Genomic DNA, 25023 nt, shown 5'->3' on the forward strand with positions numbered 1-25023 from the left:
GCATGACGACCATGGCCGCGGTGGCACTCACGGGAGGGGTGGCAGTGCCGGCGCGAGACCGCGTGGACGTGGAAGCGTCCGTCCGTGAGCTCTACGACGTGCACTACGCCCGCCTCGCGGGGTGGACCGCCAAGCTCGTGGGCGACCCCGACCTGGCCCACGACCTCGCGACCGAGGCGTTCCTCAAGCTGTTCCGGGACTTCGGCCGGGTCGACGAGCCGAGGCCGTGGCTCTACACGGTGACGGCCAACCTGGTCCGGGACCACTGGCGCAAGCGCGGTCGCGAGGCGGCCGCCTACCGGCGGCACGAGGCCGGTCGCGACGACTTCACGACCGACGCCGACCCCGCGACAACCCTCACCGTCCGGGACGCCGTCGAGGCGCTGCCCGACCGGTTGCGGGTGGTGGTCATGCTGCACTACTTCGCCGACCTTCCGGTGGCCACCGTGGCCAGGCAGCTCGAGAAGTCCGAGGGAACCATCAAGCGGGACCTGTTCGACGCGCGCCAGCGGATGGCGACGATGCTGGGAGAGATCCGATGAACCGCCACCTGTCCGACCTGCCCGACGAGGGAGAGCAGCGCGACCCGGTCGCCGACTTCTTCGCCCGCGAGCGAGCCGACATCCGTGACCTGCCCGCCGGGGCCGACCGCTGGGAGTCGATCCTCGTCGAGGCGCGCCGTCCGGTGCGCCGCAGCTGGCTGCCCTACCTCGCCGGTGCCGCGGCGGTCGTCCTGGTTGGCGGAGTGTTGTGGGGCAACGGACGCGGACCCGGTACCGACCGTGCGGCCGACCCCGCCAGCAGCACGGCCGCCGTCTCCACGGCCACGGTCAGCGCCACCGAGGCCACCACGCTGGCGCAGCCGTCGGCCACCGGCGGGACCTCATCGCCGGGCACCCCGACGGCGACCACCTTCCCGGCGCCCAACAGCTTCGACATCGTGTCCATGACCAACGCCGGCGGGAAGCACCTGTTCGCCCTCGGCAAGGCGACGTGCCCCAAGGGGGAGTGCACCGCTGTCATCGGCTCGGACGACGACGGTGCCACGTGGACCACCCGGGCGTCCTTCACCACGCTCACCAGCCCCGGCCCGCGCACCACCCCGGCCGACCCCGGCCAGGTCGTGGGCATCCGTTTCGCCAACCCGCAGGTCGGCTACGTCTACGGCAGCACCACGATGCGCACGGTCGACGGCGGCCGGCACTGGGACCCGGTGGACGTCAGCGGTCGCACCGTCCTGTCGCTGGAGACCGACGGCAAGCAGGTGTGGATGGTGACGGCGAGCAGCTGCCTTCTCTCCGAGAAGGGCACCCGGGGATGCGCGGGCCTCGAGGTCTGGTCGACGGACGTCACCGGGGCCAAGGCGGCGAAGGTCGTAGGGCTGGACACGCCGGCGCCGGCGGACGGGGCGTGGTTGAGCATGGACGGCACCGACGCGTACGTCAGCGTCTCCTACGAGGACCAGGAAGCGCAGTCGCTGCCGCAGCGGGTCTCAGGTACGCCAAACCCTGTCTCGCGGCCCCGCGGTTGCGCATCGACGGGTGGTGTCTGGGTCTGGGGGACGGCACGGACCCGCGGTGCGCTGGTTGCCGTGTGCCGCGCCTCTGGCGCACCGGGCAAGTCCTACGCGCTCGCCACCTCCACTGACAGCGGCCGATCGTGGTCGCCTGCGCAGGCATCGCCGGACCTGGCCACCCCCGGCGCCCCCGGCGTGTGGCTGACGGCGGCTGACCTGAGGCACTTCGTCGTGGTGCTCCAGGGTCTGACCGTCAGCATCCCGGCCTACCAGAACGCCACCGCGATCCTGTCGACCCGGGACGGGGGAGCCACGTGGGCCCGCCCTCGGCTGGACCAGGGCGCTGACGACTCCTTCGTCTGGGTCGGTGCCGCAGGCGGGCCGATCGTCTACGCGGTGGCCCGTGGCGGTAGGTACGACGTCAGCACTGACAGCGGGGCCTCGTTCGAACAGCGGTCGTTCAGGAAGTAGCGCGCTAGAGCACGCCTCAGCGCGCTGCCCGGTCGCACGGCGGTCGCACGGCGGTCGCACGGCGGTCGCAGGGCGGGTCAGCCGGTTCGGGGACACCCGGACGTGACATGCTTTCGGCCATGAGTGAGGCCTCGGCGCTTCCCGCCGGTTACCCGGTGTCGTGGGAGGCCGACGTCGTCCTGCGAGACGGGTCGGTGGCCCACCTGCGTCCGATCACGCCGAGCGACGTCGACGCCGTGCACCGGTTCCACGCCGGCCAGTCCGCCGAGTCGATCTACATGCGCTTCTTCGCGCCCCTGCGCCAGCTGAGCGACCGTGACGTCACCCGGTTCACCAACGTCGACTACCACGACCGGGTGGCCCTGGTGGCGACCGTGCGGGGCGACATCATCGGGATCGGGCGCTACGACCGGGTCACCCCGACGAGCGCGGAGGTGGCCTTCAACATCTCCGACAGCTACCAGGGTCGGGGGATCGGCTCCGTGCTCCTCGAGCACCTGGCCGTGATCGCCTGGGAGTCGGGGGTCGAGGAGTTCACCGCCGAGGTCCTGCCGCAGAACCGCAAGATGATCTCGGTCTTCTCCGACGCCGGCTACGAGGTGAGCCGCCGCTTCGAGGACGGCGTCGTCTCGCTCACCTTCCAGATCAAGCCGACCGAGCGCTCCGAGGCGGTGCGGCTGTCGCGCGAGCACCGCGCCGAGTCGGTCAGCATGCACTCGGTGCTCTTCCCCGACTCGATCGCCGTGGTCGGGGCGAGTCGTCGGCCGGAGTCGATCGGCCACCACATCCTGTCCAACATCCTCGCGGCCGACTTCAACGGCGCCGTCCACGCGGTCAACCGCGAGGCCATGGAGGTGCTCGGGCTGCCGGCCCACACCCGGGTCTCCGAGATCCCCGACGACGTCGACCTCGCGGTGGTCGCAGTCCCCGCCGACGAGGTCCTCGACGTCGTGGCCGACTGCGCCGAGGCGGGCGTCAAGACGTTGCTGGTGGTGAGCGCCGGCTTCGCCGAGTCCGGCCCCGACGGCGCGGAGCTGCAGTCCCGCCTGCTCACTGCCGTCCGCGAGTCCGGGATGCGAGTGCTCGGCCCCAACTCGTTCGGGGTGATCAACAACGACCCTGCGGTGCGACTGAACGCCTCGCTCGCGCCCGAGCTGCCGCCCCCGGGACGGCTGGGGCTGTTCGCCCAGAGCGGGGCCCTGGGCATCGCCGTGCTGGCCTCCGCCTCACGCCGGGGTCTCGGCATCTCCGTCTTCGCCTCGGCCGGCAACCGCGTCGACGTCTCCGGCAACGACTTCATGCAGTACTGGATCGACGACGACAGCACCGACGCGGTCGGGCTCTACCTCGAGTCGATGGGCAACCCTCGCAAGTTCTCCCGGATCGCCCGGCGGCTCGCCTCCACGAAACCCGTCATCGTCGTCAAGTCGGGGGTGTCGTCCTACGGCGTCCCCCCGGGTCACCGCGCCCGGCACACCCGGATCCGGCCCGAGGCCTTCGACGCCATGCTGCGCCAGGCCGGCGTGATCCGCGTCGAGAACGTCCACCAGATGTTCGATGTCGCCCAGCTCGTGGTCCACCAGCCACTGCCCCAGGGCAACCGGGTGGCCATCGTCGGCAACTCCGACGCGTTGGGGGCGCTGAGCGCCGAGGCGTGTGTCAGCTGGGGCCTGCAGGTCGCCCACGGGCCGGTCTCGCTGCCGAGCGAGGCGAGCGGTGAGAAGTTCGCCGAGGCGCTCGCCGATGCGTTCGCCGACCCCGAGGTCGACAGCGTCCTGACCTGCTTCATCCCACCCCTCGTCACGCTCGACGAGGACGTGGCCATCGCCGTGCGCGATGCTGCCATGAAGCACGAGAAGCCCTGCCTCGCAACGTTCCTCGGCATGCGGGGTGTCCTCGAGAGGCTGTCCGGCACCACCGACGACGGGCGCACCACGGTCGTCCCCGCCTACGCCATGCCGGAGGACGCCGTCCGCGCCCTGGCCGCCGCGACGAGGTATGCCGAGTGGCGCGCTCGCGACCGCGGCATACCGGTGCTCCCGGTCGGGATCGACCGCGAGGCCGCCGAGGCGTTCGTCGAGCGGGTGCTCGAGGAGTCGCCGGAAGGGCGGCGGCTCACGCTGCAGGAGGTCACCGAGCTGCTGGCCACCTACGGGATCGACGTGTGGGGCAGTGTGCCGGCCCGTACCGTCGACGAGGCGGTGACTGCTGCCGAGGCCATCGGCTACCCGGTGGTCATCAAGTCGGTGGCGCCGCTCATGCGGCACTCCCCGGGGCTGAGCGGGATCCGGGTCGACCTCCGGTCGGAGGCGCAGCTGCGTGAGGCGTTCGAAGGGCTCAACGAGCGACTGGCGCCGATGTCGGCCAACAGCTTCGTCATCCAGCGGATGGCCACGCCGGGGGTGTCGTGCGTGGTGCGGTCCGACGAGGACCCCCTCTTCGGCCCGGTCGTGTCGTTCAGCATCGCGGGACCGCCCACGGAGCTCCTCGGCGACATCGGGCACCGGATCCCGCCGTTGACGGACGTCGACGTCTCCGACCTCATCTCGTCGGTGAAGGCGTCGCCGATGCTGCACGGGCACCGGGGTGCGGCGCCGGTCCACCGCGCGGCGCTGGCCGACCTGATCGCCCGGGTGTCGGTGCTGGCCGACAACCTGCCGGAGGTCGGCAGCCTCGTGCTCAACCCGGTCAACGCACACGTCGGGGGAGTCGACGTGCTCGGCGCCGAGGTCACGCTGGCCCCGACCCCGCGAAGGCAGGACCAGGGTCGCCGCACGCTGACCTAGCCGACCTAGCCGGAGCGCCACCGGTCGGCCTAGGGCAAGATGGACGTATGGGTCCCACCTCCTCGCACAGTGCCTCGTCGCAGAGTGCTGCTGCACCCCTCATCCCGCTGCCGGTCGACCTGACGCGGGCGATCGAGCAGGCCGGCTACTACCCGGCACTCGTGGCAGACGTGGTCCAGGCCGCACTCGGCTCGGAGGAAGTGGTGTCGCACCTCGTGCACCAGGAGACGACGTTCGACCACGACGTCGTCCGTCGGCACATCACCGTGCTGGCCCTGACCGGCACCCGGCTGGTCATCGCCCACGCCGACGACCACACCGACGAGCGACCCGGCCACGAGGACGTCGCGACCGCCACGACCGAGAGCGTGCCCCTGTCGGCGGTGCGGGGCGTGATGATCACGCACGTCGTCGCGCGGCCGCAGGAGTACCAGCCCGGCTCGCTCGGACGCGAGATCACGCTGACGCTGGGCTGGGGGGCGGTCAGCCGGATCGACCTCATGCCCGCCACGTGTGCCGACCCCGACTGCGATGCCGACCACGGCTACGAGGGCAGCGTCGCATCCGACGACATCTCGCTGCGGATCAGTGCCGATGCCGAGGGCGAGGCGGCCCTGCAGCACGCCCTGGGGTTCGCGCGAGAGCTCTCGGCGAGCATCGGCAGCTGAGGTGCGTCGCGACCGCGGTCAGTCCTTGCTCGACCCGACCGACCCGACCGTCGCGGCCGAATCTCTCGACCTGACCCGGGCGAACCCCTAGCCGATGCCCCACGAAGGTCTGCTCCCGCCCCGATACGACCAGTCCGGCCTCGCCGGGGTGCTGCCGGCCGTCGCCGCCAGCTTGGGCGTGCCACGGTATGCCGGTCCCGGTCACCTGCCGCTGCCCGGGGCCCGGCGAGCGGTCGTCGTCCTCGTCGACGGGCTGGGCTACGAGCTGATCCGCCGACGCGGTGGGCACGCTCCCTTCCTCCGTTCGCTCCTGCCGGCCGCGCACCGGATCACCGCCGGGTTCCCCGCCACGACCGCGACCTCGATGGGCACGTTCGGGACGGGCCTTCCGCCTGGCTCCCACGGCCTCCTGGGCTATGAGGTGCTGGTGCCGGGCGAGGACCGGCTGGTCAACGAGCTGTCCTGGGAGGACGGTCCCGACCCCCTCGCCTGGCAACCACAGCAGACCGTCTTCGAGGTCGTCGAAGGCGCTGGGGTGTCCGTCACCCGCGTCGGCCCGGGCTTCTTCGACGGGTCGGGCCTGACGCGAGCAGCGTTGCGGGGCGGGAGGTTCCGGGCCGCAGACACCCTCGCCGAACGGGTCGACGCGAGCCTGGCAGCAGTGCGGGCCAGTGCCCGGTCGATGGTGTACCTCTACTGGGGCGAGCTGGACAAGGTGGGGCACGTGCACGGGTGCCAGTCGTGGGAGTGGGGTGACGAGCTCGAGGCCATCGATGCCGAGCTCGGCCGGCTGGTGCGCTCGGTGCCCAGCGACACCGCGGTCCACATCACCGCCGACCACGGCATGGTCGACGCCCCGCACGCACTGCGGATCGACCTGGCCCACGACGCCGAGCTGGCCGCGGGCATCCGGCACGTCGGCGGAGAGCCGCGCGCCCTGCAGCTCTACTGCGAGGAGGGGGCGGCCGCCGACGTCGCCCAGACCTGGGCCGACCGGGTGGGGGAGCGGGCTTGGATCCGCACCCGCGAGGAGGCCACCCGCGAGGGGTGGTTCGGTCCGGTCAGCGAGGTCAACCGGGCCCGGATCGGTGACCTCGTCGTGGCGATGCGCGACAACTTCGCCATCGTCGACTCGCGCCGGGCCCGTCCCCAGCTCCTCGCCCTGCTCGGTCTGCACGGATCCCTGACACCCGAGGAGTCCGCCGTGCCGTGGTTCCACGTCCCGGCGCGGGACAACGCCTAGGGTGTCCTCTCGTGGCTGAGCTCGTCTTCTTCTCCGGGACCATGGACTGCGGCAAGTCGACCCTTGCACTCCAGATGGACCACAACCACCAGGCGCGGGGTCGGTCGGGCCTGATCTACACCAAGCTCGACCGCGCCGGCACCGATGTGCTGTCGTCCCGGCTCGGGCTGTCGACCGCCGCCCACGAGGTCAGCGACGACCTCGACTTCTGGGAGGCCGTGGTCGAGCACGCGACCAGCGGGCTGCGCGTCGACTACCTGATCTGTGACGAGGTGCAGTTCTACACCCCGGAGCAGGTCGAGCAGCTCGCGAAGCTGGTCGACGAGATGGGCATCGACGTGTTCGCGTTCGGCATCACCGCCGACTTCCGCACCCAGCTGTTCCCCGGGTCGAGACGGATGATCGAGCTCGCCGACCGGGTCTCGGTGCTCCAGGTCGAGGCCCTGTGCTGGTGTGGGCGCCGCGCCACGCACAACGCGCGAGTGGTCGACGGAGTGATGGTGGTCGAGGGCGAGCAGGTCGTCGTCGGCGACACCAAGCCGGGCACCGAGACCCTCGTGGAGTACGAGGTGCTGTGCCGCCGGCACTTCATGCGGCGGATGAACTCCGCCGCCGCGCGAGCTGCCGCCACGTCCCCCGACGTGCTGCCGTTCGACCTCGACGTCTGCCCCGTGCCGCAGGGCTAGTCGACCAGCGTCCCGCGTCCCGCGTACCCAACCTGTGTGGTCAGTACAGCTAGTCGCGGGGCTTGGCCCCGAACATGACGTCATCCCAGCTGGGCACGCTGCGGCGCGCGGACTTCTTGCCCGAGCCCGCGCCCGGACGGTGGGCCGACCCGGGCTCCGCTTCGGCGGGCGACTCGGTCGTCGCCTCGACCTCGGGCTCGGGCTCCCGGTGGTCGGTGTCGTCTGCTGCGTCGGTCGGCTGGGGTCCCCGCTCGGCCCCCGCAGGCTCGGTCGGTGCCTCCGGCGCCGCGGGCAGCACGTCGTGGCCCACGGAGCCGTCATCGGAGGCCTGGTCGAGGGGGTGTGGACCGCGCGCGGCCGGGGGAGGAGGCATCGACTCGGGGTCGTAGGCCAGGTCCTCGAGGGGGAGAGCGTCGTCCCTGGGGGCGTCGTCGCCGGGAGTCTGGGTCGCGGGGCTCTTGCGGCGACGTGGGCGCCCCCGATGAGACGCGCGCTCGCGCATGGCGGACATGAGGTCGAGCGGCTCGTCGAGCGTGCCACCCGTCGCGGAGGTCGAGCGCGTCGCTGCCCGGCGTGCCGATCCCACTCCGCCCTCGGCCTCGACGTCGTAGACGGTGGTCGCCCGCACGGGGGCAGAGACGAGGTGTGGTGCCGGCAGGGGTGAGCTCGTGCCGGACACGTCCTCCTCGCTGAGCCAGCGCGCCTCGTCGTCGGCCGCTGCGACGGTGCGTGCCTGCACGTCGAAGGACCACCGCGCCTGCCGCTCGCGACCGCCTGCCGGGAAGGTGAGGATGATCGTCCAGTCGCCCTCGGTGCCGCGGGCGGAGTCCCAGTCGGCCGAGGCAGGGTCGACCCCGCGGCCGGACAGTCGCTGGCTCACGCGGGCGGAGAGGGTGGGCGCACTGGCGCCTCCCGCCGAGCGGCCACGGAGCCGGACAGCCCTGGCCAGGCCCGCGACGTACTCGCGCTCGGCGAGGATCGGTCCTTCGTAGCGACGGACCTTCTCCACCGGCCAACCGGACCGCTCGGCGACCTCGTCGGCCGAGAGCCCGCCACGGATGAGGGCCTGCACCTCGCGCGGGCGCATCCCGCCGTCGATCTCGATCTGGAGCTGTCCGAGGCGGGGCCGGTCGCGCCTGGCGGCGGCCCGGAGCGGTTCGTCGAGCTGGACGCGGAAGCGCTCTCCGTCGGAATCGGACAGCAAGAGGTGCTGGCCGTCCTCCTGCACACCGATCAGCCGCAAATCCCGCATTGCCATCGTCTCCAGTATCGGCATGTCTCCCGTATCGCCCTCGCTCGTTGGATCGGGCACCGTGCTGCTGACTCTGCCATCCCCGAGGTCGAGGCGAAAGCGACCACGCCGCAACGGTAGTTTTGACCTCGCGATGCTCACCTTCGACGCACACCTCCAGCTGGCACTCGACCTCGTCGGCGTGTTCGCCTTCGCGCTGTCCGGTGGGCTGGTGGCCGTCAAGAAGCGGCTCGACCTGTTCGGGGTGCTCGTCCTGTCCGGGGCGGCCGCGCTCGGAGGAGGGGTGATCCGGGACGTCCTCATCGGCGCCCTGCCCCCAGTAGGCATCTCCGACTGGCGTCTGCTGACCTGCTCCGTCGTCGCCGGACTGGTGACTTTCCTCTACCACCCCGGCGTCGAACGCATCTCGCGCTTCGTCCGCGTGCTCGACGCCGCGGGGCTGGCCGTCTTCGCCATCGGGGGGTCGCTCAAGGCGCTCGGAGCCGGGATGGACCCGCTCACCTCCGTGTTCGTCGGTGGCATCACCGCTGTCGGGGGCGGCATCATCCGCGACGTCCTGGCCGGCCAGGTGCCCGAGGTGCTGCGACGAGAGATGTACGCGCTCCCGGCCCTGCTCGGCTCGATCCTGATCGTCACCGCCCACCACTACGACCTCGTCAACTCCTTCACCATCTGGGGGTGTGTCGCACTCGTCTTCGTCATGCGGATGGTGGCGGTCGTCCTCGACGTCCACGCCCCCAAACCACTGCGCACGGGAGACCTCACATGAACGGACCCACCCCATGACCACCGAGCAACCCCTCGAGCCCTACGACGGCATCCTGCTGCTGTCCTTCGGCGGCCCGGAGAAGCCGGAGGACGTGCTGCCGTTCCTGCGCACGGTCACGGCGGGCAAGAACATCCCGGACGAGCGCCTCGAGGAGGTGGGGGAGCACTATTACGGCTTCGGTGGCCGCAGCCCCATCAACGACCAGAACCGCGCCCTGCTGGCCGCCCTGCGAGCCGAGCTGGACCGTCGCGAGATCCCGACGCCGGTGATCTGGGGCAACCGCAACTTCACCCCGTTCACCGCCGAGGCGCTCGCCGAGGCGGCGCGGCAGGGGATGCAGCGGCTGGTCACCGTCGTCACGAGCGCCTACTCCTCCTACTCCTCCTGCCGGCAGTACCGCGAGGACCTCGCCGCAGCCCAGGAGTCAGTGGCCGAGCGCGGCATCGTGATCGAGCTCGACAAGGTCCGGCCCTACGCCAACCACCCCGGGTTCGCCCGAGCCAACACCCGGCTGGTGACCGAGGCCGTGCGCGGGGTGCTGCGGGACGGGGTGGACCCGGAGGGGATCCGCCTGCTCTTCGTCACGCACTCGATCCCCACGGCGATGGACGACACCTCCGGGCCCGGCGACGAGGACGGCAACGCCTACAGCCACCAGCACCTCGCGCTCGGGGCGGCGATCACCGACGAGGTCAACGCGACCCTCGACACGGAGCTCACCGGTGAGCTGGTGTTCTGCTCGCGCTCGGGTCCGCCCTCCCAGCCCTGGCTCGAGCCCGACGTCAACGACCGGCTCGAGGAGCTCGCGGCCGAGGGTGCCACGACCGTCGTGCTGGCCCCGATCGGCTTCGTCTCGGACCACATGGAGGTCGTCTACGACCTCGACACCGAGGCGGCCGCCACGGCAGAGCGCCTCGGGCTCCGGCTGGCCCGCGTGCCCACCGTCGGCGTCGACCCCGAGTTCGTGTCCGGCCTGGTCGACCTCGTGCTGGAGCGCGCCGCCCAGGCGCGCGGTGAGGAGCCGGTCGTGCCCGCCTGGCCGGGTCGAGCGGCCATGCCGTCGGTGTGCGCCCCCGGGTGCTGCCCGAACCTGCGGGCGGCCAAGCCGGCGCTCTGCGGGCGGGACTGACCATGGACCTCGCCACCCCCGACCTCACCACTCCCGACGACGCCACCCTGGAGGTTCTCGAGGCGCTCGCCGTCGACGTCGCCATGGAAGCGGGCAGGCTCATCGTCGACGAACGGCCCCCGAACCTGGGGGTCTCCAAGACCAAGAGCACCGCCACGGATGTCGTCACGGTCATGGACCAGCGGGCGCAGGACCTGCTGCGGACCCGCCTGCACGAGGCGCGACCCCAGGACGGCTTCCTCGGCGAGGAGGAGGGCGGCACCGACGGGCGCTCCACGATCACCTGGGTCGTCGACCCCATCGACGGGACCGTCAACTACCTCTACGGCATCCCCTCGTACTCGGTGTCCGTGGCCGCCGTGGTCGGCGACCCCACGATCCCCGGGGCATGGCGGCCCGTGGCCGGCGCCGTGTTCAACCCGGTGACGGGTGAGCTCTTCCGCGCACGGGCCGGTGCCGGGGCCCGGCTCGAGGTCGGACGGGCGCCGGCCCGCCGCCTCGAGGTGGCCGAGCCGCCGTCGCTGGGCCACGCCCTGGTCGGCACCGGCTTCGGCTACGACACGGCGCGGCGGCTGTGGCAGGCGACCGTGCTGCTGGACGTCCTGCCGGAGGTCCGCGACATCCGCCGGCTCGGCAGCGCCGCCCTCGACATCTGCTCGGTGGCCGCAGGCAGCCTCGACGGCTACTACGAGCGCGGCCTCAACCCGTGGGACATGGCTGCGGCCTGGCTGGTGCTGGTGGAGGCGGGCGGTGTCTTCTCCGGCCTGGGAGGCGAGCCACCCAGCGACCGGATGGTGGTCGCGGCGGCGGCCACGCTGCATACCGCCCTGCACGAGGTGGTGCTCCGCGCCGCCGGGCGGGCCGGCACCGACTCCACCCTCTGACAGCGAGCTCATGAAGGAAGCCGGCGCCGGGGCTGTGGCCCCGGCACCGGCTTCGTCGTGCAGGTCTGGCTCAAGCGGCGCTGTAGCCGCTGAGCTCAGGGATGCGCAGGCCGTGCTCGGAGGCGAGGCGAGCCAGGTTCTCGAGCTCGGCCTCACGGACGGAGGCGAGGTAGTCGTCGCCGGACTCCTGGGCCGTGCGAAGGGACTGGACGGCGCGGGCTGCGCGCTGGGTGATCTCGGTGTGGAACTCGGTCATGGTGCACCCCTCTCTTCGTGTGTCAGATGGTCGTTTCACGAGTCGGGTCGGCCGGGCCGAAGTGAGGACTCTACGGGTTCAGACGCCGAAACAGGGAGTCGGGGTTGCCCGTCAGAGGTGAATCTTGGGTGAACCCAGACCAGCACTTGGTATGCCGCTGGCGCGCGGACCGGGGTGGCGCGCCGGTCGTGTGGCGGTGCTTACGTGGGGCTTCGGAGACGCGGGCGGACCGGATCTGGACACGATGGTGACGTGGCGCCGTGGATAGGGCACAATCCCGCCCGGCAACGGGCACAAAACCGTGACCACCAGCGTTACACGGGCGAATCGTATTGCCGGGGCACCGGCCGATCGTTTTTCCCGATCTTCGGGAAGACCCAGAACGACCACAGAACAGGGAGAGCGACAGCGACCATGGCGACTGACTACGACGCGCCGCGCAAGACCGATGACGAGCTGTCCGAGGACTCGATCGAGGAGTTGAAGTCCCGCCGCGTCGACAAGAGCGCATCCAGCGTCGACGTCGACGAGACCGAACAGGCCGAAGGCTTCGAGCTGCCCGGTGCGGACCTGTCCGGCGAAGAGCTTTCGGTGCGGGTCATCCCGCGCCAGTACGACGAGTTCACCTGCTCACGGTGCTTCCTCGTGCACCACCGCAGCCAGCTGGCTTCCGAGTCCGGCGGTCAGATGGTGTGCCGGGAGTGCGCCGCGTAGGTGAGCAATGACACGGAGGACGGCAGCGTGGGCACCACGGTGCAGGATGCACCTCCTCTCGACGCAGGGATAGGGTCAGTCCACGTGACTGGCCCTTCCCGCGTTCCGACCTCGACGGTGGCCGTTGCGGTCCGGCGGCTCGACCCCGGGCTCCCGCTCCCGTCCTACGCCCACCCGGGCGACGCCGGGGCGGACCTCTACGCCGCCACGGACGTGACGCTCGCCCCGGGGGAGCGGTCCCTGGTCCCCACCGGGGTCGCGCTCGCGATCCCCGACGGCTGGGTCGGGCTGGTGCACCCCCGCTCCGGGCTGGCAGCCAAGCACGGCATCAGCATCGTCAACGCCCCCGGCACCGTGGACTCCGGCTACCGCGGCGAGATCCTCGTCAACCTCGTCAACCTCGACCCCCGTGACGCCTTCGCCGTGCGCCGTGGCGACCGCATCGCCCAGCTGGTGGTGCAAGAGGTCGCGCGGGTCGAGTTCCACGAGGTTGATTCGCTCGAAACCACCCCACGGGGTGACACTGGACATGGTGCCAGTGGTGGCTTCGGCGACCACCCCCCGACAACGAAGGACTGACTCACCAGTGGGCATTTTCCGACGCGGCAAGAACTCCGACGCGACCGACACCGTCGACAGCGTCGACGACGTCGACCTGGCTGACGGGACCGGCGCCGCCGACCTCGACCTCGCGGACCTGGGCGACGTCAGCGACACCGACGACCAGGCAGACGACCAGGCCGACGACCGGGCCGACGCTCACTCGGCCGACCAAGCGGACGACCACGCGGTCGATGCCGGGACCGGCGCCGCGGGGCCGTTCGACTCGTCCGAGGTCGACGACGACGACGGCCGGCTCGACCTCGGCGCGCTGCGCATCAAGGGCGTGCCCGGCATGGAGCTGCGGCTCGAGATCGACGAGGCGGCCAACCAGGTGGTCGGCGCGACGGCGGTGATCGGTGACTCGGCCGTGCAGATCCAGGCCTTCGCTGCCCCCAAGACGATGGGCATCTGGGACGACATCCGCAGCGAGATCGCCGAGTCGATCCTGGCCCAGGGTGGCACCGCCGACGAGGCCCGGGGAGTGCTCGGCACCGAGCTGCGCACCCGGATGCCCTCGGCCGGGCCGGACGGTCGCACCGTCTTCGCCCCGGCACGGTTCGCCGGCGTCGACGGCCCGCGCTGGTTCCTGCGCGCCGTGTTCTCCGGGCGGGCGGCGATCGAGGACGCCGCGGCCGAGCCGCTGCTCGAGGTCGTCCGCGGGACCGTGGTCGTGCGCGGCGACAGCGCCATGGCCCCTCGCGAGATGCTGCTGCTCAAGCTGCCCGACGAGATGCAGACGCCCCACGACCACGACCACGACCACGATCACGGGGACGACGCCCCCGCTGGGTCGTCCAGCCGGGTCGACGACCTCAAGCCGTTCGAGCGTGGTCCCGAAATCACCGAGGTCAGGTAGGACACCGTGGCGATCAAGCACCTCACCCCCGTCGACCCGCGGACGCCGCAGGTCCACAAGTCACCGCTGGCCAAGCTCTCCGAGCGGCTCACGAAGTCCGTCACCCAGCTGGAGGCCGACGAGCTCCAGGAGGACGCCGCGCGCCTGGGGTGTACGCCCATGTGCGACCTGCAGGACCGCCAGGAGGCCACCGTCTCCGGCACCGTCCGCGCCGTCACCCTGCGGCCGCGGGTCAACGTCCCCGCGCTGGTGATCGACCTCTACGACGGGAGCCGCACGATCAACCTCGTCTGGCTGGGCCGTCGCACGATCGGCGGGATCGAGCCCGGCACCTACCTGCGCGCGCACGGCCGCGTGACCTACACCCGCGGCACCCCGACGATCTTCAACCCGTCGTACGAGATCGTCCCGCTGCGTGCCCACTGACCCCGCGGCCGGCGTCACCGTCGAGGAGCTGATCCGGCACCGGCTGTCGACCGCCCTGGGCGGCTGGCGCGGTTCGATCGAGACGGCCCTGCCCACCGTGGCGTTCGTCGTCCTCTGGGTCTGGCGCCAGGACCTGACCATCGCGATCATCGCGTCGGTGGCGGTGACGGTCGTCCTGGCCGTCGTGCGCGTGGTCCAGCGGCAGAGCCTGCAGTACGTCCTGTCGGCCGTCTTCCCCACCGCCATCGCCGCGTTCTTCGCGCTGCGCAGCGGCAAGGCCGAGGACGCCTTCCTCCCCGGCATCATCTGGAACGCCGTGATGCTCGCGGTGGCCCTGGTCTCGGTGGCCCTGCGCTGGCCCCTGGTGGGCTTCATGGTCGGCGCGGGTGACCCGCGGATGGCCGACGACCCGGTCGGCTGGCACCGCGACCGCGGTCTCGTGCGCGTCTGTCAGCGGTTGACCCTGGTGCTGGTCGGGCTCTTCGTGATCCGGCTCGTGGTGATGGTGCCGCTCTACCTCGCGAGCCAGGTCGCGCTGCTGGGCGTCGCGAAGGTCGTGCTGGGGTGGCCGCTCTGGCTGGCCGGGATCGGCGTGATGGGCCTCATGCTCGTCAAGGGACACACCCCGCCCGAGCTGGACCCCGCCGACGAGGCACGGCCCGACGCAGAGGCAGACGCCCGCGAGTCCGAGGTCGACGCACTACCGGCGGAGGAGCAGGGAGAGGTTGAGCCCGAGGGCTCGGTTCACTCCTCGCCGCGCGGCACCCTCTGACCCGGGCTCAGCATCGCCTCGAGCTCGTCCTCGAACTCCGGCGTCGAGATGAACAGCAGCTCGTCGTGCGGTTCGAGCGAGTCGTCGCGGCTGGGGGCGATCGGGTGGTCCTCGCGGATGATCCCGACCAGCACGGTCTCACCGGGGAAGTCGACGTCGCCGACCCGCTTGCCGGCGTAGGGGCTGTCAGGCGGCAGCGTGAGCTCCACCATCGTCGCCTTGCCCTGCTGGAACTGGAAGATCCGCACGAGGTCGCCGATGCTCACGGCTTCCTCGACCAGGGCCGTCATCAGCCGTGGGGTCGACACTGCGACGTCCACGCCCCACGCCTCGTCGAACATCCACTCGTTCTTGGGGTTGTTCACCCGCGCCACGGTGCGCGGCACCCCGAACTCGGTCTTCGCCAGCAGTGACACGACCAGGTTGACCTTGTCGTCACCGGTCGCGGCGACGACCACGTCGCACTCGGCCAACCCGGCCTCGTGAAGTGCGGTGATCTCACAGGCGTCGGCGAGCAGCCAGTTGGCGTCAGGGATCTTGCTGGCCTGGACGTCCTTGCGCTCGCGGTCCATGAGGAGCACCTGGTGACCGTTGTGCAGCAGCTCGCGGGCGATCGAGCGGCCCACGCTGCCTGCACCGGCGATGACGACGCGCATGCTTGGTTCCTTCGTGCTCAGGGTTCGTGGGGCTCGGTGTTCGTGGGGCTCACTGGTCGGTCACGGCGGGCGGTCCGTCGAGCGTGCGCTCGACGGAGGGCAGCTCGGCCGCGAGGGCGGCGAGGTGGAGCAGGTCGCCCTCCTGGAAGACGCTGTCCGCGGCGGGGAGCGTGGCCACGCCCAAGCGGGTCAGGTATGCCGCGCGGGCGCCCGTCGCATCCTCGAGCTCGGTGATGCGTCGCCCGACCCAGCCGGGGTTGACGGTCACCTCGGCGATGACGACGTTGCCCGACGGGTCGACGAACTCGGGGACGTGGCCCTGGGGCAGCAGGCGCCGCATCATCTGGTCGGCGGTCCACTTCACCGTGGCGACCGTGGGGATGCCGAGCCGCTGGTAGACCTCGGCGCGACCGGGGTCGTAGATGCGGGCGACGACGTGCTCGACGCCGAAGGTCTCGCGCGCCACCCGGGCCGCGAGGATGTTGGAGTTGTCACCACTGGAGACCGCCGCGAACGCATAGGCGTCGGCGATGCCGGCCTCGTGCAGGGTGTCGCGGTCGAACCCGACCCCCGTCACCCGACGACCCTCGAACGTGGATCCGAGCCGACGGAAGGCCGACTCCTCCTGGTCGATGATCGCGACGTCGTGGCCCAGGGTCTCGAGGCTGTGCGCGAGGGAGGAACCCACCCGGCCGCAGCCCATGATGACGAAATGCACGACGCCGACGCTACACCGCGCCCTCCCACCGCCGCAGGGCGCCGCGCAGCCGTGGATACCGCGCCCTAGAGTGTTGGCCGTGCCCAACTCTTCACGTGTCGTCAAGCGCGTGCTCGTCGGACGCGCGATGCGCAGTGACCGGCTGGGCGACACGCTCCTGCCGAAGCGGCTCGCGCTGCCGATCTTCGCCAGCGACGCCTTGTCTTCCGTGGCCTACGCGCCGGACGAGATCTTCCTGACGCTCGGCCTGGCTGGTGGCTTCCTCGCCCTGACCCACTCGTGGGAGATCGGGCTGTGCGTCGTCGGCGTCATGCTGGTCGTCGTCGCGTCGTACCGCCAGAACGTGCACGCCTACCCCTCAGGCGGTGGTGACTACGAGGTCGCGACCACCAACCTCGGGCCGAAGGCCGGCCTCACGGTCGCCGCGTCGTTGCTCGTCGACTACGTCCTCACCGTGGCGGTGTCGATCTCGTCGGGCGTCCAGAACGCCGCAGCGGCGCTGCCCTTCATCCGCGGCCACGAGGTGATCGTCGCCGTCGGGCTGGTCGCGCTGCTCACCGCGATGAACCTGCGTGGAGTGCGTGAGTCGGGCAAGGCGTTCGCGCTGCCGGTCTACCTCTTCATGGCGAGCGTCATCGGCATGGGCATCGTCGGGCTGATCCGCGAGGTCTCCGGGTCGCTGCCCCAGGCGGAGAGCGCCGGACTGACGCTGGCCCCGGAGAAGGGCTTCGAGTCCCTCGGCAGCTTCGCGATGATGTTCCTGCTCCTGCGCGCCTTCTCGTCCGGCTGCGCGGCGCTCACCGGCGTCGAGGCCATCTCCAACGGCGTCCCCGCCTTCCAGAAGCCCAAGAGCAAGAACGCCGCGACCACCCTCCTGCTCATGGGCGTCATCGCCATCACGATGCTCATGTCGATGCTGACCCTGGCCAAGTGGACCGGCATCAAGTACGCCGAGGACCCCGGCACCCAGCTGCTCCGCGACGGCAAACCGGTCGGCGACTCCTACGTCCAGGACACGATCATGGGGCAGGTGGCCAAGGCGGTCTTCTCCGGCTTCCACCCCGGAGTCGTCCTGGTCTCGATCGTGGCCGGACTCATCCTGATCCTGGCTGCCAACACGGCCTTCAACGGGTTCCCGGTGCTGGCCTCGATCCTCGCCAAGGACGGCTACCTGCCCCGCCAGCTGCACACCCGCGGCGACCGGCTCGCCTTCTCCAACGGCATCCTCATCCTCGCCGGCGCGGCGGCCCTGCTCATCGTGATCTACAACGCCGAGGTCACCAAGCTGATCCAGCTCTACATCGTCGGCGTCTTCGTCTCGTTCACGTTGAGCCAGACCGGCATGATCCGGCACTGGAACCGTCACCTGCGGCTCGAGCGTGATGCGGCCGTGCGACGCCGGATGATGCGCAGCCGCGTCATCAACGCCGTCGGCGCGACGATGTCGGGCACCGTGCTGGTGGTGGTGCTGCTGACCAAGTTCATCCACGGGGCCGGCTACGCCATCGCGGCGATGATCGTCATCTTCTTCATCATGGTGCGCATCCAGCGGCACTACGAGCGCGTTCGTGCCGAGCTGCGGATCAGCGACGACGACCTGGACGCCCAGATGCTGCCGAGCCGTGTGCACGCGATCGTCCTCGTCTCCAAGATCCACAAGCCGACCCTGCGAGCGCTCGCCTACGCCCGGGCCACCCGCCCGTCCAAGCTGGAGGCGATCACGGTCAACGTCGAGCCGGACGAGACCAAGGCGCTGCAGGACGAGTGGGACCGTCGCGACATCCCCGTGCCGCTCAAGGCCCTCGACTCGCCCTACCGCGAGATCACCCGCCCGGTCGTCGAGTACGTCAAGTCGTTGCGCTCCGGCCACCCCCGCGACGTCGTCGTGGTCTACATCCCGGAGTACGTGCTGGGCAAGTGGTACGAGCAGGTCCTGCACAACCAGAGCGCCCTGCGCCTCAAGGGCCGGTTGCTCTTCACCCCCGGGGTCATGGTGGCCAGCGTGCCGTGGCAGCTCGCTTCGTCGGAGGGCCAGGAGGAGCGGTTCGACGGCCCCACCGCGGGCTCGGTCCGCCTCGGGCAGTGACCACCACCCCGCCCGCTCCAGCAGCCCTCGCCGTGGGCGACCTGGTGACCCTCGACGTGGGGGCGGTGGCGCACGGTGGGTTCTGCGTCGCGCGGCACGAGGGCCGGGTCGTCTTCGTCCGGCACGCCCTGCCGGGCGAGCGCGTCACCGCGAAGATCACCGAGGCGCGCGAGGGGCAGCGGTTCGTCCGGGCCGACTGCGTCGAGGTGCTCGACGCCAGTCCGCACCGCGTCACGCCGCCCTGCCCGTATGCTGGCCCCGGCCTGTGCGGGGGGTGCGACTTCCAGCACGCCACCCTCGCCCACCAGCGAGAGCTCAAGTCATCGGTCGTGCGTGAGCAGTTCGCCCGGTTGGCCAAGCAGGACGTCGAGGTCGCCGTCGAGGCGCTCCCGGGCGACCAGGCGGGCCTGGGGTGGCGGACCCGGGTGGAGTTCGCGGTCGACGACAGCGGTCGGGCCGGACTGCGGGGGAGTCGGTCGCACGACATCGTGCCCGTCGACACCTGCCTGATCGCTGATCCGCGCATCCTCGCCACCGGTGTCCTGGCGCGCGACTGGTCGGGCGAGTCGGCCGTCGACGTGGCGGCGCCCTCGGAGGGCGAGGCGGTCGTGGTCGCCATCCCCTCGGGGGAGGCCGAGCCTCCGGTCGTGACCGAACACGTTGCGGCTCAGACCTTCTCGGGCACGTTCGAGGTGTCGGCCCGCGGCTTCTGGCAGGTGCACCCCGGAGCGGCGGCGACCTTCGTCGACACCGTCACGGGCATGCTCCAGCCCGGTGCGGGCGAGATCGCCCTCGACCTGTATGCCGGGGTGGGCCTGTTCGCCGCAGCCTTGGCCGAGCGGGTGGGCGAGTCGGGCAAGGTCGTCGCGGTGGAGTCGGACTCCGGAGCCGTCGCGTCGGCGGCAGGCAACCTCGCGGCATACCCGTCGGTCGCGGTGGTCCGGGCCCGCGTGGACGACGCGTTCGGCGTGCCGCGGGCCAGTCGGTCGGGCCCCACCCGCAACCGCGCGCAACGGCAGCGCAAGCTGCGCCGGCACCCGCTGATCCCCCTGCGCGCCGACCTGGTGGTGCTCGACCCGCCGCGGACCGGAGCGGGGCGCGATGTCACGGCGCAGATCGCCGCCCTCGAGCCGCGGGCCATCGCGTACGTCGCCTGCGACCCTTCTGCGCTGGCCCGGGACTCGGCATTCCTGGCGGCGGCCGGCTACGAGCTGGGGGAGCTGCGGGCCTTCGACGCGTTCCCGATGACCCACCACGTGGAGTGCGTTGCCCTGTTCACGAGGGCCGCGACGTGACCGGTGGCGGTGCTGCGACGGCTGTCGCGGGCGCTCCCCACTTTCGCTGGGCGCGGCCTTGGAGCAGGATCAGGCAGTAGGCCTGACCGACGTGATATCTTGACGTCAAGATAAATCGACCGAGCACGAGCACCCGTATCGAGCGACACGAGGGTGCATCCCCAGAGCATCGATTCCGAGCATCGAAGGAGCAGGCAGTGGCCAGCACGAACAGCTTCAACGCCCACGGTGAGCTGAAGGTCGGTGACAACTCCTACGAGGTCTACCGGCTCGACGCGGTCGAGGGCAGCGAGACCCTCCCGTACAGCCTGAAGGTGCTGCTGGAGAACCTCCTGCGCACCGAAGACGGCGCCAACATCACGGCCGACCACATCCGCGCCCTGGGCGCGTGGGACGAGACCGCTGACCCCGACACCGAGATCCAGTTCACGCCGGCGCGGGTCCTCATGCAGGACTTCACCGGGGTGCCGTGCATCGTCGACCTGGCCACCATGCGCGAGGCCGTCGCCGACCTCGGGGGCGACGCGGCGAAGATCAACCCGCTCAGCCCGGCCGAGATGGTCATCGACCACTCCGTGATCATCGACGTCTTCGGTCGCGCCGACGCCTTCGAGAAGAACGTCGAGATCGAGTACCAGCGCAACGGTGAGCGCTACCAGTTCCTGCGCTGGGGCCAGACCGCGTTCGAGGACTTCAAGGTCGTGCCCCCGGGCACCGGCATCGTCCACCAGGTCAACATCGAGCACCTCGCCCGCACGGTCATGGTCCGTGACGGCGTGGCCTACCCCGACACCTGTGTCGGCACCGACTCGCACACCACGATGGTCAACGGCCTCGGCGTGCTCGGCTGGGGCGTCGGCGGCATCGAGGCCGAGGCGGCCATGCTCGGCCAGCCCGTCTCGATGCTCATCCCGCGCGTCGTCGGCTTCAAGCTCTCGGGCTCGATCCCGGCGGGCGCCACCGCGACCGATGTCGTGCTCACCATCACCGAGCAGCTGCGTGCGCACGGCGTGGTGGGCAAGTTCGTCGAGTTCTACGGCGAGGGCGTCTCGGCCGTGCCGCTGGCCAACCGCGCCACGATCGGCAACATGAGCCCCGAGTTCGGCTCGACCTGTGCGATTTTCCCGATCGACGACGTGACCCTGGAGTACCTGCGGCTTACCGGTCGCAGCGACGAGTCGGTCGCCCTGGTCGAGGCGTATGCCAAGGAGCAGGGGATGTGGCTGCACGCCGGCCCCGACCAGCCCGAGGCCCGCTACTCCGAGCGGCTCGAGCTCGACCTGTCCACCGTCGTGCCGTCGATCGCCGGGCCCAAGCGCCCGCAGGACCGCATCGCGCTCACCGACGCGAAGGACTCCTTCCGCAAGGTGCTGCCGACCTATGTCGCCCACCACGAGGGTGACGCCGGCGTGGCGTCCTCCTTCCCGGCGAGCGACCCTTCGCCGCAGGGGAGCACCGACGGCACCAACGGCGGCGACAAGCCGGCCTCGGAGGGTGATGGTGCCGAGCGTCCGTCCAAGAAGGTCACCGTCACGACCGCCGAGGGGGCGTCCTTCGAGATCGACCACGGCATCGTGTCGATCGCCTCGATCACGTCGTGCACCAACACCTCCAACCCGTCGGTCATGATGGCCGCCGCGATGCTGGCCAAGAACGCCGTCGACCGCGGTCTCACCGTCGCCCCGTGGGTCAAGACGTCGATGGCGCCGGGCTCCAAGGTCGTCTCCGACTACTACGAGAAGGCCGGTATGTGGCCCTACCTCGAGAAGCTCGGCTTCCACCTGGTCGGCTACGGCTGCACCACGTGCATCGGCAACTCCGGTCCGCTGTCGGACGAGATCTCCGCGGCCATCAACGAGAACGACCTCGCCGTCGTCTCCGTGCTCTCCGGCAACCGCAACTTCGAGGGACGCATCAACCCTGATGTGAAGATGAACTACCTCGCGTCGCCGCCGCTGGTCATCGCGTACGCCCTGGCCGGGACGATGGACTTCGACTTCGACTCCGAGCCGCTGGGCCAGGACACCGACGGCAACGACGTCTTCCTCCAGGACCTGTGGCCCGCTCCGGCCGACGTCGAGCGGACCATCACGGAGAGCATCAACAAGGAGATGTTCACCAGCGACTACGCCGACGTGTTCGCCGGCGACGAGCGCTGGAAGTCGCTCCCCACGCCTGAGGGCAAGACCTTCGACTGGGCCGAGGACTCGACCTACGTGCGCAAGCCCCCCTACTTCGACGGCATGACGATGGAGACCACGCCGGTCTCCGACATCGCCGACGCGCGGGTGCTGGCCAAGCTCGGTGACTCGGTCACGACCGACCACATCAGCCCGGCCGGGTCGATCAAGGCCGACAGCCCTGCCGGCACGTACCTCGCCGAGCACGGTGTGGACCGCAAGGACTTCAACTCCTACGGCTCGCGTCGTGGAAACCACGAGGTCATGATCCGCGGCACGTTCGCGAACATCCGGCTCAAGAACCTCCTGCTCGACGGGGTCGAGGGTGGCTTCACCCGGAACTTCCTCTCGGGCGGCGAGCAGACCACCATCTACGACGCCTCGGCGGCCTACCAGGAGGCCGGTGTCCCGCTGGTCATCCTCTCGGGCAAGGAGTACGGCTCAGGCTCGTCGCGTGACTGGGCGGCCAAGGGCACCCGCCTGCTGGGGGTCCGCGCCGTCATCGCCGAGTCGTACGAGCGCATCCACCGCTCGAACCTCATCGGCATGGGCGTGATCCCGCTGCAGTACCCGGCGGGTCAGTCGGCCGAGTCGCTGGGCCTCGACGGCACCGAGACGATCTCGATCTCGGGCATCACCGAGCTCAACGAGGGCCGGACCCCCAAGACGGTCAAGGTCTCCGCGGTCCGTGACGGTGCCGACCCGGTCGAGTTCGACGCGGTGGTCCGCATCGACACCCCCGGCGAGGCCGACTACTACCGCAACGGCGGCATCCTGCAGTACGTCCTGCGGTCGCTCGTCAACAGCTGAGCTCCGCCGCACCGCACCAACACTGAGGGGTATGCCGCGTGGTCACCACGCGGCATACCCCTCAGCCCTGCTGCAGGACCCGGATGGGGTTGCCGAACGGGTCTCGGACGCCCATGTCGGTGCCGTAGAAGTGCTCGGTCGGCTCCTGGGTGAAGTCGGTGACGCCGGCGTCCTTGAGGGACTCGTAGAGGGCCGGCACGTCGTTGGCGATGAAGACCAGCGTGCCGAACGCGCCCTTGGTGACGAGCTCGCGGATCTGGGCGGCGGTCGCCTCGTCGTGCAGGGGCGCACCCGGCTGCTCCAGCGAGATCTCGGTCGACGGGTCGCCCGGGACCCGAACCGTGAGCCACCGGTAGTCGCCCTGCCGGACGTCGTTGCTCTTCTCGAGCCCCAGCTTGCCGACGTAGAAGTCGAGCGCCTCCTCCTTGTCGAGGACGTAGACGGACGTGACGTTGAGCCTGGTGATCATGGTGCGCTCCTGGGTCGGATCGGGTCGGATCGGGTCGGGGGAATGGGTTGGCCCCATGCTAGGAAGCCGCCGTGCCCGAGACTCCTCGATTCCTGCTCGATCTGTCGCCGTCGCTGGGCAGCCATCCGGCCCCAGGCGTGATCCCCGCACGCGGGCAGGCCACCGGCCCCGCGGTCGGCGGGGTGTGGGGCGGGCTCATGGTCGGTGCTCGTCGGGGTGGGTCCACCGGGGGATGGTGCCGGTGTGGCGGAGGGCTTCGAGGTGGTCGTCGTAGGCGCCGGGGGTGAGATCCCACCGGACACTGGGTCCGAGGGCGCCGTCCACCACGGTGGCGGTGTAGCGGTGGCGGTGGACGACGGTGTGGTGTGCTCGGCAGAGCAGCGCGGCGTTGGTCAGGTCGGTGGAACCACCATCGGCCCAGTGGATCAGGTGGTGCGCGTCGGTCCAGGTGGGTGGTTTGCTGCAACCCGGGAAGGTGCAGCCTCGGTCGCGGAGCCACAGGTGTCTGACCTGGGCCGGGGTGAAGAGCCGGACGGCGGTGCCGTGGTCGAGGATCTGTCCGGCGCTCCCCAGGACGATGGGGATGAGCTCGGCGTCGCAGGCGAGGCGGCGGACAGTGTCCGTGGTGAGCAGGTCCCCGGCCAGGGTGAGCCCGGCGCCGCGGCGGGTGCGGCGGAGCACGTCGAGGTCGATGGTCACCATGAGGGCGGTTTTGGCCTGCCGTGGTGTGCCGTCGGGGGCGGTGACGGCGCGGGTCACGAGGTCGAGCAACGCGTCCGCGCGGCGCGCTGCGGGGGTCCGCGGGTCCAGCTCCCCGGTATCGGCATCCGGTCGAGGTCGGGCGAGGGCGTCGACGGCGGTGTCGAGGACCGCGGCGCCTTCGTCGTCCAGGAGCAGGGTGTAGCGGGAGAGGCCGAGCGGTCCTGGGCCCTTCACGAGGGAGCGGTGCGCGCGGCGCAGGTCGGCGTCGTGTTCGACGAACCGGTCGGGGCGCAGCTGGTCGGCGGCGCGGCGCAGCGCGGTGGCCAGACCCTTCTCGGACAGCGGTCGGTCTCCGCGAGCGGCGCGCAGGGTGATCGTGGTCAGCTCGGCGAGGTGCTCGGGCTCGGCCAGGCCGCGCACGGAGCGGTGGAACCGGACGATCTGGGCCGCCTTCCCGAGCTCCAGCCCACCCGATCCCACGTCGTCCGTGCCGCCCTCGCCTCCCCAGTGCTCCTCCGTGTCGGCACCGCCCGCATCGTCCGCACCATCGCCGGACGCGCTGCCGCGGCCAGCCGCCCCGGTGACGGCATCGATGACGTCGCCCAGGCGGGTGTCACCCGCTGCGGCGTCGGCCGCCGCCGTGGCGACGGTGTCAAGGTCGGCCAGGGTCCGGGTCGGCAGCTGAGGCGCCTGCGCTCTTGCCCAGTCGACCGGCCCCCACCCGTCACCGGTGCCGAGGCTTCGCCGCTTGGCCTCGGCAAGCACCGCGACCAGATGCGCGTCGCCGCTCGCGTGCAGCTGCCCGAGGAGCGCAACCGCCTGGGTGACTTCACCGTCACTGAGTGCCCAGAGCCGCTCCGGCGTCGACTCGGACATCGCGTCGAGGGCGGCGCTGACCGCGCCCAGCACAGGCCGGGCCGGCGGCTGGTCAGCCGGCCAGCTCGGGTCCGGTGCGAACGACATGGATCAAACCTACGACCGACCACCGACAGCCCAACCAGATGCCTGGACCGCGAATCCTGTTGCTGTGTATAACGTTTCGACGGCGGCGTGACTGTGGAGGCCTAGCCCGGATA

At 71.0% G+C, this 25023-nt stretch carries 23 protein-coding genes; 17 read left to right on the forward strand and 6 right to left on the reverse strand.

The genetic code is table 11. The features are described 5' to 3' along the window. Positions 1–20: 20 nt before the first annotated feature. From AC1DWJ_RS00515 to AC1DWJ_RS00540, 6 genes are all read left to right on the forward strand, one after another. Positions 21–542: an RNA polymerase sigma factor gene (locus tag AC1DWJ_RS00515; protein WP_457252873.1), complete on the forward strand. Its 522-nt coding sequence runs from the start codon at positions 21–23 to the stop codon at positions 540–542. After that, complete coding sequence (locus AC1DWJ_RS00520) at positions 539–1987, forward strand: sialidase family protein (protein WP_457252872.1); 1449 nt, start codon at positions 539–541, stop codon at positions 1985–1987. The genes AC1DWJ_RS00515 and AC1DWJ_RS00520 overlap by 4 nt, the downstream gene beginning before the upstream one ends. 119 nt (positions 1988–2106) lie before the next feature. Next, positions 2107–4773, forward strand: coding sequence for a bifunctional acetate--CoA ligase family protein/GNAT family N-acetyltransferase (locus tag AC1DWJ_RS00525; protein WP_457252871.1), 2667 nt, complete (start codon positions 2107–2109; stop codon positions 4771–4773). A gap of 47 nt (positions 4774–4820) precedes the next feature. Further along, positions 4821–5441: a DUF5998 family protein gene (locus tag AC1DWJ_RS00530; RefSeq protein WP_457252870.1), complete on the forward strand. Its 621-nt coding sequence runs from the start codon at positions 4821–4823 to the stop codon at positions 5439–5441. Between the two features lie 94 nt (positions 5442–5535). Further along, positions 5536–6684, forward strand: a complete 1149-nt coding sequence (locus AC1DWJ_RS00535; RefSeq protein WP_457252869.1) for an alkaline phosphatase family protein — start codon at positions 5536–5538, stop codon at positions 6682–6684. A gap of 11 nt (positions 6685–6695) precedes the next feature. Then, the gene (locus AC1DWJ_RS00540; protein ID WP_457252868.1) at positions 6696–7370 is read left to right on the forward strand and encodes a thymidine kinase; all 675 of its coding nucleotides are present in this window, start codon (positions 6696–6698) and stop codon (positions 7368–7370) included. Positions 7371–7419: 49 nt separating this feature from the next. On the opposite strand, the gene sepH is transcribed toward AC1DWJ_RS00540, so the two are convergent. After that, on the reverse strand, positions 7420–8628 hold the full coding sequence (gene sepH, locus AC1DWJ_RS00545; protein WP_457252867.1) for a septation protein SepH: 1209 nt from the start codon (positions 8626–8628) through the stop codon (positions 7420–7422). 127 nt (positions 8629–8755) lie between these two features. On the opposite strand from sepH, the gene AC1DWJ_RS00550 reads away from it, so the two are divergent. Genes AC1DWJ_RS00550 through AC1DWJ_RS00560 form a run of 3 tightly spaced genes read left to right on the forward strand, consistent with a single transcriptional unit; the run spans position 8756 to position 11404 of the window. Beyond that, positions 8756–9391, forward strand: a complete 636-nt coding sequence (locus AC1DWJ_RS00550) for a trimeric intracellular cation channel family protein (RefSeq protein ID WP_457252866.1) — start codon at positions 8756–8758, stop codon at positions 9389–9391. A 13-nt stretch (positions 9392–9404) separates the two neighbouring features. Next, positions 9405–10520 carry a ferrochelatase gene (locus AC1DWJ_RS00555; RefSeq protein WP_457252865.1) on the forward strand — a complete coding sequence of 372 codons (1116 nt, stop codon included), beginning with the start codon at positions 9405–9407 and terminating at the stop codon, positions 10518–10520. A gap of 2 nt (positions 10521–10522) precedes the next feature. After that, positions 10523–11404, forward strand: coding sequence for an inositol monophosphatase family protein (locus AC1DWJ_RS00560; RefSeq protein WP_457252864.1), 882 nt, complete (start codon positions 10523–10525; stop codon positions 11402–11404). Positions 11405–11474: 70 nt separating this feature from the next. Here AC1DWJ_RS00560 and AC1DWJ_RS00565 read toward each other — a convergent pair whose 3' ends face one another. After that, on the reverse strand, positions 11475–11660 hold the full coding sequence (locus AC1DWJ_RS00565) for a hypothetical protein (protein ID WP_457252862.1): 186 nt from the start codon (positions 11658–11660) through the stop codon (positions 11475–11477). Between the two features lie 414 nt (positions 11661–12074). Here AC1DWJ_RS00565 and AC1DWJ_RS00570 point away from each other — a divergent pair, with 414 nt between their 5' ends. The 5 genes from AC1DWJ_RS00570 (at position 12075) to AC1DWJ_RS00590 (ending at position 15031) form a co-directional block, all read left to right on the forward strand. Beyond that, positions 12075–12374: a DUF4193 domain-containing protein gene (locus AC1DWJ_RS00570; protein ID WP_056920802.1), complete on the forward strand. Its 300-nt coding sequence runs from the start codon at positions 12075–12077 to the stop codon at positions 12372–12374. An 84-nt stretch (positions 12375–12458) separates the two neighbouring features. Then, complete coding sequence (gene dut / locus AC1DWJ_RS00575) at positions 12459–12953, forward strand: dUTP diphosphatase (protein WP_457252861.1); 495 nt, start codon at positions 12459–12461, stop codon at positions 12951–12953. 7 nt (positions 12954–12960) lie between these two features. Beyond that, positions 12961–13833, forward strand: a complete 873-nt coding sequence (locus AC1DWJ_RS00580; RefSeq protein WP_477619766.1) for a DUF3710 domain-containing protein — start codon at positions 12961–12963, stop codon at positions 13831–13833. A 6-nt stretch (positions 13834–13839) separates the two neighbouring features. Then, positions 13840–14259: an OB-fold nucleic acid binding domain-containing protein gene (locus tag AC1DWJ_RS00585; protein ID WP_457252859.1), complete on the forward strand. Its 420-nt coding sequence runs from the start codon at positions 13840–13842 to the stop codon at positions 14257–14259. Beyond that, positions 14249–15031, forward strand: a complete 783-nt coding sequence (locus AC1DWJ_RS00590; RefSeq protein WP_457252857.1) for a DUF3159 domain-containing protein — start codon at positions 14249–14251, stop codon at positions 15029–15031. Before AC1DWJ_RS00585 ends, AC1DWJ_RS00590 begins: the two co-directional genes overlap by 11 nt. Here the strand turns inward: AC1DWJ_RS00590 and AC1DWJ_RS00595 are convergent. Continuing rightward, the gene (locus tag AC1DWJ_RS00595; protein WP_056920806.1) at positions 15004–15687 is read right to left on the reverse strand and encodes a potassium channel family protein; all 684 of its coding nucleotides are present in this window, start codon (positions 15685–15687) and stop codon (positions 15004–15006) included. The two genes, AC1DWJ_RS00590 and AC1DWJ_RS00595, sit on opposite strands and share 28 nt — an antisense overlap. A 49-nt stretch (positions 15688–15736) precedes the next feature. After that, the gene (locus AC1DWJ_RS00600) at positions 15737–16405 is read right to left on the reverse strand and encodes a potassium channel family protein (protein ID WP_457252856.1); all 669 of its coding nucleotides are present in this window, start codon (positions 16403–16405) and stop codon (positions 15737–15739) included. Positions 16406–16484: 79 nt separating this feature from the next. On the opposite strand from AC1DWJ_RS00600, the gene AC1DWJ_RS00605 reads away from it, so the two are divergent. The 3 genes from AC1DWJ_RS00605 to acnA all read left to right on the forward strand — a co-directional run bounded on the left by AC1DWJ_RS00605 (position 16485) and on the right by acnA (position 22776). Then, on the forward strand, positions 16485–18491 hold the full coding sequence (locus tag AC1DWJ_RS00605) for an APC family permease (RefSeq protein ID WP_457252855.1): 2007 nt from the start codon (positions 16485–16487) through the stop codon (positions 18489–18491). Next, on the forward strand, positions 18488–19786 hold the full coding sequence (locus AC1DWJ_RS00610) for a class I SAM-dependent RNA methyltransferase (RefSeq protein ID WP_457252854.1): 1299 nt from the start codon (positions 18488–18490) through the stop codon (positions 19784–19786). The genes AC1DWJ_RS00605 and AC1DWJ_RS00610 overlap by 4 nt, the downstream gene beginning before the upstream one ends. A 197-nt stretch (positions 19787–19983) precedes the next feature. Next, the gene (gene acnA, locus AC1DWJ_RS00615) at positions 19984–22776 is read left to right on the forward strand and encodes an aconitate hydratase AcnA (RefSeq protein WP_457252853.1); all 2793 of its coding nucleotides are present in this window, start codon (positions 19984–19986) and stop codon (positions 22774–22776) included. Between the two features lie 61 nt (positions 22777–22837). On the opposite strand, the gene AC1DWJ_RS00620 is transcribed toward acnA, so the two are convergent. Both AC1DWJ_RS00620 and AC1DWJ_RS00625 read right to left on the reverse strand, forming a co-directional pair. Next, positions 22838–23245, reverse strand: coding sequence for a VOC family protein (locus tag AC1DWJ_RS00620; RefSeq protein ID WP_457252852.1), 408 nt, complete (start codon positions 23243–23245; stop codon positions 22838–22840). 195 nt (positions 23246–23440) lie between these two features. Next, positions 23441–24910, reverse strand: a complete 1470-nt coding sequence (locus AC1DWJ_RS00625; RefSeq protein ID WP_457252851.1) for an HNH endonuclease signature motif containing protein — start codon at positions 24908–24910, stop codon at positions 23441–23443. Between the last annotated feature and the right edge of the window lie 113 nt (positions 24911–25023).

Source organism: Pedococcus sp. P2_D7 (assembly GCF_056404295.1).

Excerpts from the sequence above, each read along its gene's own strand:
- AC1DWJ_RS00520 (WP_457252872.1), top strand. The coding sequence starts at position 539 with ATGAACCGCCACCTGTCCGACCTGCCCGACGAGGGAGAGCAGCGCGAC.
- AC1DWJ_RS00525 (WP_457252871.1), top strand. The coding sequence starts at position 2,107 with ATGAGTGAGGCCTCGGCGCTTCCCGCCGGTTACCCGGTGTCGTGGGAG.
- AC1DWJ_RS00530 (WP_457252870.1), top strand. The coding sequence starts at position 4,821 with ATGGGTCCCACCTCCTCGCACAGTGCCTCGTCGCAGAGTGCTGCTGCA.
- AC1DWJ_RS00535 (WP_457252869.1), top strand. The coding sequence starts at position 5,536 with ATGCCCCACGAAGGTCTGCTCCCGCCCCGATACGACCAGTCCGGCCTC.
- sepH (WP_457252867.1), bottom strand. The coding sequence starts at position 8,628 with ATGGCAATGCGGGATTTGCGGCTGATCGGTGTGCAGGAGGACGGCCAG.
- AC1DWJ_RS00550 (WP_457252866.1), top strand. The coding sequence starts at position 8,756 with ATGCTCACCTTCGACGCACACCTCCAGCTGGCACTCGACCTCGTCGGC.
- AC1DWJ_RS00555 (WP_457252865.1), top strand. The coding sequence starts at position 9,405 with ATGACCACCGAGCAACCCCTCGAGCCCTACGACGGCATCCTGCTGCTG.
- AC1DWJ_RS00560 (WP_457252864.1), top strand. The coding sequence starts at position 10,523 with ATGGACCTCGCCACCCCCGACCTCACCACTCCCGACGACGCCACCCTG.
- AC1DWJ_RS00565 (WP_457252862.1), bottom strand. The coding sequence starts at position 11,660 with ATGACCGAGTTCCACACCGAGATCACCCAGCGCGCAGCCCGCGCCGTC.
- AC1DWJ_RS00570 (WP_056920802.1), top strand. The coding sequence starts at position 12,075 with ATGGCGACTGACTACGACGCGCCGCGCAAGACCGATGACGAGCTGTCC.
- AC1DWJ_RS00595 (WP_056920806.1), bottom strand. The coding sequence starts at position 15,687 with ATGCGCGTCGTCATCGCCGGTGCAGGCAGCGTGGGCCGCTCGATCGCC.
- AC1DWJ_RS00620 (WP_457252852.1), bottom strand. The coding sequence starts at position 23,245 with ATGATCACCAGGCTCAACGTCACGTCCGTCTACGTCCTCGACAAGGAG.
- AC1DWJ_RS00625 (WP_457252851.1), bottom strand. The coding sequence starts at position 24,910 with ATGTCGTTCGCACCGGACCCGAGCTGGCCGGCTGACCAGCCGCCGGCC.